Genomic DNA, 9349 nt, shown 5'->3' on the forward strand with positions numbered 1-9349 from the left:
ATCGTGGGATATTACAGCGCACTCAGGCCGCATGAATATAACGGTGGGTTGCCACCAAACGAATCAGAAAATAGATACTGGAAAAACGCTAACGCGGTGGCCAGTTTTAGTTGACCACTACAACCACCACCGTCATCAACGGCGATAATTGTCTTACTACCATGACCGCTACTTTCAGTATCAGCCGCAACGATAAGGCGTCTGGACCCTCTGCCGATCGCCCTTCCCCTGCCGGCGCGGCAAAAGCCGCGATCCTTTATCACTCGCTTATGACCCGCACGCTATTGTTACCGGCGGAGAATGCCTTGCACCCCGCCGGCGGCAAACCGGAAGTCTAGACAATCATCCATCGCTATAATCGTTTACATTTGCTGATGGCAAAAGAGGAGTCTCGCGAGACGCTGGTGTGCGATAAACGGTGCCGCGGACGAATCATCACCCAATGAACCTATGACTGCGACGACGCCATTGAGCTGGCCTATCAACCTGCCTGTTATGCCCTGCCGCGGGAAAAACGGCTAACCTGAGAAGAATATGGGCCAGCCCCTCGGTATTTACCCCATTATCGCTGCGAAGTGTCATGCTATGAGTATGATGTTGGAGGGAATCTGATTAAGCATGTTTGGCCCGACGGCAGCAGCAAACATACCGATTATTACTCGTCGGCAGGGGAAGAGGATTGCCCTGCCGAGCCACAGGGCTTTATACGCTTTATCAAAAAGGTGACTTATTGTCAGGCGGGGTATCCGATGCGGGGTCAAACCCTGGTGTACTGCTACCGCGGATTCCCCGGCCGTAACGATTCACCTCTGGCGGGGCGACCCATGATCCTCTGCGTCGCCGCTGAAATTCCTAACCGCGTGTTGCAGCGCTTCGATTACCATCTGACGCCCGATGCTGCCCATAATGAAAACGGTCGGTTGATAAAAAAACCTACACCCATTATACGGCGCAAATTCTAAACACTTTTATTGAAACCTACCGCCAGCGCAAAGTCATTCCCGCGCGGGGGGGGGGGTAACCCGGCCGACACGCAGTTAAAGTGGGAAACGCAATTGCGTCATCCGGATGAGACGGCAACGCTGATCACCACGCGGATATGGCGCCATGCCGGTTACGCTTTACTGTCGTTTACCGACGCCTGCGGCAACCTGACCCGCTATCAGTATGCCCCTGAAAACTATCTTGAGAATACAGAATACTGTGCCGACACGCCTGACACCTGGTTCAGTTATCGGCAGTTGGAGGATAATTTTCTCTCAGGCCGACTTATCACCCTAACTGTTATCGATAGGCAAGGCAACCGTCTTATCAGCCATATGGACGGTTTTGGCCGATTGCACTGTCGCGATTATCAGTGTCGACACTCCCCCTTAATTTCTTTGCCTATCGAGCAACGATAGTATGACCCCCTCGGACGTCTTTCCCGCCTTATCACCCACGATCACGCCTATCAAGAGGGTACCTTTCGCCTGCTTGCGACACGCTTTCATCTTTCATGATTGCGCGTGGGATCAATGGGGCCACCCTTATACCAGCGTTGACCACGACGGTAAGCAGGGCGTTTGCCATTACCATCATCTGGATATCACTAAGCAAAAAAACCACCGCCAATCGCGCAGTTATCACCACAGCAGCCAACGCATCAATACCGTGCCCCCTCCTCGGGCATTCTGTACGAACGGTACCGGTATGGCAAACCGCGGCGCCATTTGCGGTTGCTGCCGCAGCCGGAAAACGACAAAGCACTGATTATCAATTAGTTGCGTCTAACATATGGCCATCGCTACCGTTTGAGTGGGGTGCAGGAACGGCGCACCGGACAGGGCATCCACTGGCGCTACAATGAGGATGATCGGGTAGACCAGCAAACGCTGCAGGACGACAGCCTGCTCCATTATCGTTAGCAGTTGCCGGGCGACCGGCCGGACCTCTATTGACCTCAGTGCGGCGTTATCGGCGCCCTGGCAACGGCTGTATCGCTGCGAAACCGACCACTGGGGGGCGCAGGACTGCGTTGTGAAGGGGGGGGGGATCACCCGCGGCCGCCCGTCTCCGTTATCCTTCTCTTAGCCCGCTGCCCGATCATTATCAGGACGCCGACGGTGAAATTATGCAATTTCGGTTTCATTCCTGGCGCCCTGCTTTTTTGACCCGACAAAGCTGGGAAGGCGGCTATCGCGAATGCCATTACGATAATGCCACCGGGTACCTGAGCGATTGCACTGAATTCCGTATCGACGGCGCGGGACCGGACGCCGGCAAGAGCGCCGCCGTCAGCCGCGTCGCTTTTAGCTACAATGCACAGGGCCAGCGGGTGCAGGAGTCGATTTTCGGGCCCGCAGGACAAGCTGCTGTATGAGGTTAATTTCCAGTACAGCATTGCTGGATAGGTGCTCAACGTGCGCGATAGTGAGGATGCGCATCTCCGCTATCGCCATGATGCCGCCGGCCGCCTGGACGGCGTACGCGATAATCATATGGAGATCCGCTTTGATTACGATCATTTCGACCGACTGGCGCGTCGGCAGGTGAGGCTTCCCGGCCAGGAAAATCTGTCGACCCAGTGGCTGTATGATGGTTTCAACCGGCGGCCGGTCAATTTTATTATTACCCGCCAAGGGGGCGCGCAGGCGCCGATGGAACTTATCATCAGCCAGCAGTTCAACAGTCTGGATCAGATAGTCAAACGGACGCTGCAACATAGCAGGGACGGACACACCTTGTGCCATCACAAATCTTACGATTATAACGTACGCGGCTGCCTGACCGCCTGCCGCTACGGCGGCGAGCTGCCTTTGTTGGCAACGGTGCAAGGACAAAGCGAGCAAGTGATCGCCGAAACATTTACCTGGGATGCGCTCAATAACCTCACCGCGGCCATCGTACACTATGCGCAACCGATACGAAGCGGTTATCCCGGCGAACAAAGCGTCCGCTATGCATACGACAATCCTGACCACCCAACCCGCCGCACGCATATCCAGTACGGCGGCGCCGATGCCAGGCGTCTTGAGCTGGTCTATGATTGCGCAGGCCGCCTGATATTCGACGGTCATCGGCTGCACTATAACTACTACTCGCTCGGACGCTTGCGCACGGTGAAGGTTGACGCCCAATCCGAGACATTTTATCACTACGATGCGCTTAACCGGCTGCAGGGACAGAGCGGACAAGAATCGACCTCCCTGCGTTTTTATCATGACCACCGATTGGCGCATATGCTATTCCCCGGCCCCGCCAGGCCGGGGAATAGCATATGCGCCGAGCGGCGGCTACTTTTTCGGTAACGGCTATCGGCTTTATCGTCCTGACCTTCAAGGCTTTACCACTCTGGACACGGTGCGACCGGGCGGAATTTCAGGCATTAACCGCTATCTTTACGGCCGCGGCGACCCGATCAACCGCTACGATTCCGATGGCCGCTTAAGCTGGAACGCTTGGGCGAATTATGCCTATGGCGCTGGCGCCACGTTGCTGCCCCCGGCAGTGTTTATGGCCGCCGGGCCAGTAGGTTTCGCTACCGCGTTCACCTTGTCCGCCGCCGAATTGAGCAGCGGTCTGCTCGCAATTGCTGCCGATATGCTGGATCGCCAGCATCCGCACGCGGCCGGCGTATTGTCATTGTGTTCATTAGGCATTGCGCTGGCGGCCAGCGGTATCGGCGAAGCGGACGCGGCCACAGAGGCGTTGACGGTAGAAACTGCGGGCTTTGCGCCGCGGCCCACTTACCACCTCAACGCCTCGGAGAGGGGGTTATACACCAATTACGCCAACCGGCGCATTCTGGCATTCCAAACCCATGGCGCACCGACAGGCGCGCTATTGCAGGATCCCGGCGGTCAACTGGTTTCCGCCGCGACGATCGCACGCGAGTACATACAGCCGCTGCTGAATATTGCCATGGAAATTGAGCAGCAGGTATTTTCGCCCAATGAGCCGTTATTGCTCCTTGCCTGCTATGGCTCGCGAAGCGGTGTGGCACGGGAGGTGCCCAATGTGCTGGGCCAGCCGCTGGCGGCCTACGATAACGTGCTGTACACCATAAAGGCGATATTTGCCGAGGGCTGGATGGGCAGCGACGTCATGCCGCGCTATCAGGTGACCCATTAACCCTCTAAGGCGTTTATGGCTGCATATCAGTGGCCAGCCGATGCTTCACAGTCGGCCAGCTATCAAATGGTCTATCCGGACGGCTTTGACGCCATGCAACAGGGAACACTATCAACCATCAACAACTTCGAGCGTCATTATTATGGACTGGATTAACGGCATGCCCCGACAGACCCGACCGGCGGCTAAGACGCCGGCATGGCCCTTCCCCACGTGGAATCGCCCATCCGACTGCGGCGTCAATAGGCAGCACCTTGACCTCCATCGACCAGGCTGTCATAGCCGGGGATGCGATAGCGCGATTCGCGCCCCTGCGCCCTGTCACAACCGAAAACCGCCATCAGTAAACCCATCACTCCCCCCAGCAGCGTGGCGATGATGCCGGGGTGTGAAAACAGCGCCATCATTGATTTTCTCCCGCCGGCTGGCAGGTCTCGGTGACCACGGCAGCGGTATCGGCGCGTTTATCGCCCAACGCCTCATCCATGGCGATTTTTTTATTGAGAACGTTAGCCCCGAGCGCCACGCCGAAATACAGGCCGAATATTTATTCGCTAAGGCGCAAATGGTAAGAGTACCAGCAAATCACGCCGGCACAGGTTGAAAAGGCGATGGCCTGAGTCCATTTACTGAGCGAATGGCGGCCATGACCGACGCTTTTGAGCATACCTGCAATCCCCATTACTTCCCTTCCTTGCCGTTTGACGGCATGTCTATATCATCTTGAATTGTCTTGCCCTCTTCTTCGCTTGGCAGGGGAATAGCGTTTAATGTAGGAGCCGCAGAGCAAACCTCGGCGCAACAATTCAGGGGTGCCGCCGATGACCGTGCGCAGGTTGTCCTGACATTGCGGGTTGGCGCCAGGAAGGTCGAAACGAAGACGTAATGGGAATCGGTGGGTGATTTTTTATATCACAAGCATCACAAAAACTTGCATTACTGTGACGAAGGTCATATTATAGGCGCATTAGAATTAACCATTGGCAACACACCGATCTGGTCGAGAAACAAGATGAAATTTCGTAACTTTATCAAAAAAATTTTGGCGCCCCATCTGTACACCATCAAAGATGTACCGCCCGGCCCCATGATGTAATTCCGTCCTTGCGACGAATGGAAAAAGCTGCCACGGCGGCTTTTTTATGTCCTGATTATTTTACTGGCCCGGCGTTTACCCGCACGTTGTCGCCATTGCCTCATTTTGTCCGCAGACGGCGCGCACATTGCATCACTTCCCCGCGCCGCGGCTTCGCCAGCGCCAGAAAAATTAGCATTAATTCCGCTAACTCATCATCTTCAGTATACAGATAAGCGAGTGGCACCTCAAGCACCGTCGCCAAATGCTGGGCAATTTGAATATTGGCCTCATGGACGCCTTTCTCATAACGATTGATACGCGTACTGGCAACAAACTCATCGATACCCGCCGCAATACCCAATTGCTTTTGAGAAAGCCCCTTGGCCTGCCGCGCCTGTTTTACCCGGCGGCAAAAGACATTAAGATAAGAAGGTCGTGTGACCATAGCTACGATAATCGAAGTTTTAGCTTGTCATTAAAACTACGAATAACGTAGTATTGTAGCAGGAGATTCAAAACTCACAGGAGATGTGTACATGAAGGAAGACTGGCACAAGGCTGATATCATAGCTGCATTACGTAAATGCGGTACTTCCCTGGCCGCCCTGTCCCGCGCCTTTGGCTTAAGCCCCACGACGCTGTCTAACACACTGCATCGTCCGTGGCCTAAGGGGGAAAAAGTGATAGCTGAAGTGATCGGCGTCCCGGCGGCCGAGATTTGGTCGAGCCACTATTATGATTACACCGGCGGCCCTAAGGCCGAGAAAAGAGAAAGCCAAGGTCGCCTGAGTGCGGCGGCCGTCGCCGCGGCCACCTGACGCCTAGAGTGAAACGATTTTTTCCACCGGCTCTGGTTTGATACTGACCGCATAAGCGACGCCGATAATCAGACACGCGATGCCGGTAAGGAACAACAGCGGCGGCCACGCCTGACGCAGCAAAAAGGTATAGGTCAGACCGGCCAAGGTTTCAAAAACGATAAGCGGCCCCACCAGTACCGTGGGCAAACGCTGGCTTGCCTCGTTCCAGCAAAAGGCCCCCAGCCAGGAACACAGCAGTCCGATGCCGATCATCAGCGATACGAACACCATTGGCCGCGGACCGAAGGGCAAGGGGAACGCCTGATGGGTGAACCCCATTGCCAAGCAAATTACCCCATAGGCCACCGCCGCCAGCGGCAGGGTGGCAAGCCCCTGCGCCGTGGCCCAGGTGGTGGGTTTATGGCACGCATGGCGCCGCAGCCAGCGCGCGTTACGCAGGGGATACCAGGTCCAGCACGCCACGGCGATGAGCGCCAGAGCTATGCCGCTCAAATAACGCCACAAATCAAAAGGTTGTACGTCCTGCTTCAATTCGGCCGCATTAACACACACCAGACCGGCGGCAATTAACAACAAGGCAGGCGACAAACGTCCCCATGGCAATTTACCCTCGTCCCGTCCATAGGCGACATTGGCGCTTACCGCTAGCACCATCGGCAGCGTGCCGATGATCATGGTGGAAATCGGCGCCCCCGTGCGCTGTATGGCGCTGCTCAGACAGGTGTAATAAATCAGATTGCCCACCAACGATAGTTTTACCGCCTCCAACCAGTCCTGTCGTTGCAGCCGCTTTAAGCGGTGCCGGTCATACCAGGCCAGAGGCAAGGCAATGAGCCCGAAAGCAACATAGCGCCCCGCCGACTGCAAAGCGCCGGGGTAATCCGGCACCAGCAGGGGTCCTACGAAAATCATTCCCCATAATAAACCCGCGCCGAGCGCGAAAAATATCCCTGTTATCATCATGTTTCCTGTTGTTTGTTAGGATCATCCCTGATTTTGCCCAGTGCAAACAGCAAAATATTGTACGAGATTGCGGTCAGCGTGCCGCCGGGCCGGTAGCACCTGTTTTTGATAGCGAACCGCTGTAGTGCCGTAACGTAACGCGAATGCGCGGGTAAGATGCGCTTGATCCGCCAACCCTGCGGAGGCGGCCACCCACAACACCCGCCGCCGGCATCCCGCGCACAAGGATCTGTTTGGCCTGGCTTAGCCGGCAGGCCATCAGCATTTGATGGGGCGTGGCATGGAACCGTGCTTTGAATTGACGCAAAAAATGATAGGGGCTCAAGAAGACCAGACCCGCCATTTCCTTAAGCGTTATCGCCCGAGCATGATACGCCGCGATGTAATCGCGGACGACATTCAGGCGGTGCGGCGCTTCCACTCGCGACCGTCTGGCCACGTGCGTATGGGGGCGCAGCAGGTCGGCAATTTCAAGCACTAGACCGGCGCTGCAAAGGGCTTCCTGACTTTGCCAGAGCGCCGCCAGCAGTTGGGACAATGCCGTCGCGCACGTCGGATCTTGACGCACCACGTTACCAAACCACCAGCCGCTTTCACCGCTCAAGTCGCACAGTGTGGAGGACGCAATGTAAATCATCCGATAGCGCCAGCCCTCTTCAGTCACCGCCTCGCCGGTATGCAGTTCGTCGGGATTCATTATCACCAGCGATTGGCGGGGGGAAAGATGCAGCGCGCCGTGATAGCGAAACCGTTCCGCGCCGGTATCGATAATGCCCAAACTAAAAGCGTCATGACTGTGGGGCTCAAACGCGTGGTGCAACAGATGCGCGCGGTAGAGTTCCACTCCCTCCAGACCTGGCGGCAAGCGGAACTGCGCACGGTTTCTTTCATAGTGAACGTTGGTTAGTACGCCTGACATCATGGGCTCCCCTGGTCATCCTGGCTGTGCGGCAAAGGCCCTAAGGCCGCACTACGGCCTTTGCGCGTGCGGATATCATACCGCGATTTAACCCAGTACGGCGGTAGAAAAACTATCGCCGTCTGACCCTGTCGGCGCATAAGGATAACGCGCAGAGCGACACCTACGCCAGAGAAAGCAAAATGCCCCGATCAGGGCAGACAGAAAAGGCGCCAGAATACCCGAGTGGGGATAAAAGTCGACCAAGGGGAGATTTGGCTGTCGGTTTGTGCATTAAGACCGGCTGATGGTACTTTAGGCATGGGGGCATGGGCTGGCGATCTCACAGCGTTGTACGGCCCCCTGCCCCGCCACCCCCCGAACAAAAAAAAGCCCGCCAAAGCGGGCTAACTAAAAAGATGTTGTTATAATTCCCTAGTGTGGCTAAAAAACAATCTATCATATTAGGTTATTATTTACATGAGGAATAATCCTAAAACGTTATTACCAGGCCGCGCGCCGGTAGTAGAGGCTAACATATTGGCTAACCCCGATACCGCCTGCCAACCGGCGACCGTTTGTTGTAGTGGCACACTGAATTTGTGCCACCTGAACAGAGGTGATATGCTCACCTCAGAACAACACGGGTGCCCCAATGAAAAGAAGAAATTTCAGTCCTGAATTCAAACGCGAATCCGCTCAAGTGATTGTCGACCAAAATTACACCGCCACGCAAACAGCAAAAGCCATGGACGTCGGTTTTTCTACGATGACGAAATGGGTAAAACAACTGCGTGATGAGCGACAGGGGAAAACGCCAAAACCCTCTCCCATAACCTCGGAACAAATCGAAATACGTGAGCTCAAGAAGAAGGTACAACGCATTGAAATGGAAAACGAAATATTAAAAAAGGCTACAGCGCTTTTGATGTCAGACTCCCTGAACAGTTCTCGTTAATCGGGAAACTCAGAGCGCATTATCCTGTGGGCACACTCTGCCACGTGTTCAGGGTTCATCGCAGCAGTTACAAATACTGGAAAAGTCGTCCTGACAGGCCAGACGGCAGGCGAACGGTATTGCGCAGTCAGGTTCATAAACTGCACAGTATCAGCCATGGTGCCGCTGGCGCGAGAAGTATCGCCACCATGGCAACCCAGAGAGGCTTCCGCATGGGGCGCTGGCTCGCAGGCAGGCTCATGAAAAAGCTGGGGTTAGTCAGTTGTCAGCAGCCGACGCGCAGGTATAAACGTGGCGGTCAGGAGCATGTTGCGATCCCGAATATCTTGAGCGCCAGTTCGTTGTAACGGAGCCAAACCAGGTATGGTGCGGCGATGTACGTATATCTGGCCCGGGAAACGCTGGGCATACCTTGCGGTTGTTCTTGATCTGTTCGCGAGGAAACCGGTGGGCTGGGCTATGTCGTTCTCCCCGGACAGCAGACTGACCATCAAAGCACTGGAAATGGCATGGGAAAC

The 9349-nt window shown here is 55.4% G+C and carries 12 protein-coding genes and 2 pseudogenes; 9 read left to right on the forward strand and 5 right to left on the reverse strand.

The window, feature by feature from the left end:
* The first annotated feature begins 110 nt into the window (after nucleotides 1–110).
* The 6 genes from ACTBDU_RS14565 (at nucleotide 111) to ACTBDU_RS14590 (ending at nucleotide 4113) form a co-directional block, all read left to right on the forward strand.
* Nucleotides 111–338 carry a hypothetical protein gene (locus ACTBDU_RS14565; RefSeq protein WP_438806973.1) on the forward strand — a complete coding sequence of 76 codons (228 nt, stop codon included), beginning with the start codon at nucleotides 111–113 and terminating at the stop codon, nucleotides 336–338.
* A 717-nt stretch (nucleotides 339–1055) separates the two neighbouring features.
* Complete coding sequence (locus tag ACTBDU_RS14570; protein WP_438806974.1) at nucleotides 1056–1403, forward strand: hypothetical protein; 348 nt, start codon at nucleotides 1056–1058, stop codon at nucleotides 1401–1403.
* A gap of 360 nt (nucleotides 1404–1763) precedes the next feature.
* Nucleotides 1764–1907 (forward strand): hypothetical protein, encoded by a 144-nt coding sequence (locus ACTBDU_RS14575; RefSeq protein WP_438806975.1) that lies wholly within the window; start codon nucleotides 1764–1766, stop codon nucleotides 1905–1907.
* 242 nt (nucleotides 1908–2149) lie between these two features.
* On the forward strand, nucleotides 2150–2362 hold the full coding sequence (locus tag ACTBDU_RS14580; protein WP_438806976.1) for a hypothetical protein: 213 nt from the start codon (nucleotides 2150–2152) through the stop codon (nucleotides 2360–2362).
* Nucleotides 2363–2402: 40 nt separating this feature from the next.
* Entirely contained in the window at nucleotides 2403–3290 is an 888-nt protein-coding gene (locus ACTBDU_RS14585) for a hypothetical protein (RefSeq protein ID WP_438806977.1), read from the forward strand.
* Between the two features lie 52 nt (nucleotides 3291–3342).
* Complete coding sequence (locus tag ACTBDU_RS14590) at nucleotides 3343–4113, forward strand: hypothetical protein (RefSeq protein ID WP_438806978.1); 771 nt, start codon at nucleotides 3343–3345, stop codon at nucleotides 4111–4113.
* A 239-nt stretch (nucleotides 4114–4352) separates the two neighbouring features.
* Here ACTBDU_RS14590 and ACTBDU_RS14595 read toward each other — a convergent pair whose 3' ends face one another.
* Nucleotides 4353–4520: a hypothetical protein gene (locus tag ACTBDU_RS14595; RefSeq protein WP_438806979.1), complete on the reverse strand. Its 168-nt coding sequence runs from the start codon at nucleotides 4518–4520 to the stop codon at nucleotides 4353–4355.
* On the reverse strand, nucleotides 4517–4639 hold the full coding sequence (locus ACTBDU_RS14600; protein ID WP_438806980.1) for a hypothetical protein: 123 nt from the start codon (nucleotides 4637–4639) through the stop codon (nucleotides 4517–4519). The genes ACTBDU_RS14595 and ACTBDU_RS14600 overlap by 4 nt, the downstream gene beginning before the upstream one ends.
* Before the next feature lie 486 nt (nucleotides 4640–5125).
* On the opposite strand from ACTBDU_RS14600, the gene azuC reads away from it, so the two are divergent.
* Nucleotides 5126–5209, forward strand: coding sequence for a stress response protein AzuC (gene azuC / locus ACTBDU_RS14605; RefSeq protein ID WP_438806984.1), 84 nt, complete (start codon nucleotides 5126–5128; stop codon nucleotides 5207–5209).
* Between the two features lie 100 nt (nucleotides 5210–5309).
* Here azuC and ACTBDU_RS14610 read toward each other — a convergent pair whose 3' ends face one another.
* Nucleotides 5310–5636, reverse strand: coding sequence for a helix-turn-helix domain-containing protein (locus ACTBDU_RS14610; RefSeq protein ID WP_438806981.1), 327 nt, complete (start codon nucleotides 5634–5636; stop codon nucleotides 5310–5312).
* 91 nt (nucleotides 5637–5727) lie between these two features.
* On the opposite strand from ACTBDU_RS14610, the gene ACTBDU_RS14615 reads away from it, so the two are divergent.
* On the forward strand, nucleotides 5728–6009 hold the full coding sequence (locus ACTBDU_RS14615) for a helix-turn-helix domain-containing protein (protein ID WP_438806982.1): 282 nt from the start codon (nucleotides 5728–5730) through the stop codon (nucleotides 6007–6009).
* A 3-nt stretch (nucleotides 6010–6012) separates the two neighbouring features.
* Here the strand turns inward: ACTBDU_RS14615 and ACTBDU_RS14620 are convergent, their stop codons facing one another.
* Nucleotides 6013–6972, reverse strand: a complete 960-nt coding sequence (locus ACTBDU_RS14620) for a DMT family transporter (protein WP_438806983.1) — start codon at nucleotides 6970–6972, stop codon at nucleotides 6013–6015.
* 93 nt (nucleotides 6973–7065) lie between these two features.
* A pseudogene (locus tag ACTBDU_RS14625) lies at nucleotides 7066–7894 on the reverse strand (AraC family ligand binding domain-containing protein); the annotation flags it as partial.
* 634 nt (nucleotides 7895–8528) lie between these two features.
* On the opposite strand from ACTBDU_RS14625, the pseudogene ACTBDU_RS14630 reads away from it, so the two are divergent.
* Nucleotides 8529–9349: pseudogene (locus ACTBDU_RS14630) on the forward strand (IS3 family transposase); the annotation flags it as partial.

This window comes from Sodalis sp. (in: enterobacteria), from assembly GCF_051710625.1.
In the GTDB taxonomy this organism is placed as follows: Bacteria; Pseudomonadota; Gammaproteobacteria; order Enterobacterales; family Enterobacteriaceae; genus JBPESN01.